Annotated in this window: 1 protein-coding gene; it reads right to left on the reverse strand. The window is 53.8% G+C overall.

The genetic code is table 11. The features are described 5' to 3' along the window. The coding region (locus ASC50_RS02540) for an InlB B-repeat-containing protein (protein ID WP_162491123.1) at positions 1–714 on the reverse strand (714 nt) is incomplete at both ends.

A 714-nucleotide genomic window follows, 5' to 3' on the forward strand; every position in this document is an offset into this window, starting at 1 on the left:
GTGCCGCAATTGTCCGGGATACTTGTTACGGGATTACCGTTAAGAGCCGCATTACTCATCCAGCCGTCAAAGTTATAACCGCTTCGCGTGGGCGTTGGCAGGCTTGACAGCCCCCACTCCACCGAGAACGAATCCGTAAAAGTAGCCGTTCTGTAATCACCATAAGGCGCGGGTAAAGTTCCGCCGTTCGTGTCGTAGTTGACGGCACACTTGCGAGGCGCCCACCAGGCATAAAGCGTGGTGTCGTGGGCAACCGCGTATATCGTATTTTGTGTCCACACAGAGCCGACGGTTGAGAGGGCAGCTGTTCGCCACCCTTTAAATGTGTAGCCCGGACAAGTAGCTGTCCAAGCGCTCGCGAAGTCTCCCGGCAATTCACCTACCGCTGCATCATAAGACACAACCTTGTAGGGCAGATCCGGAGGGGAGGGGATAGTGGGTGCAGTCACTTGCGCCCCGGGAATGGTCGTATTTTTGTCAAATTTCAACTTGTACGTATTCGCAAGCCATTGGGCATCAAAAACTTCGTTTTGGGCATGGTGAGCCGGTATAGAAGAGACCGGACTTCCACCACTGTTGTTCCAACCGGTGAACGTGTAGCCGGGTCGGGACATTCTGCTGACATTAGGCAAATTGAAGCCCGGTGTGGTAATGTAAAAGGTGGTATCAGACCAGACGCCGTGAGAAGTCATGCCGACAATAGGAATCCCCCCA

The sequence above is a fragment of the Candidatus Symbiothrix dinenymphae genome, from assembly GCF_001431085.1.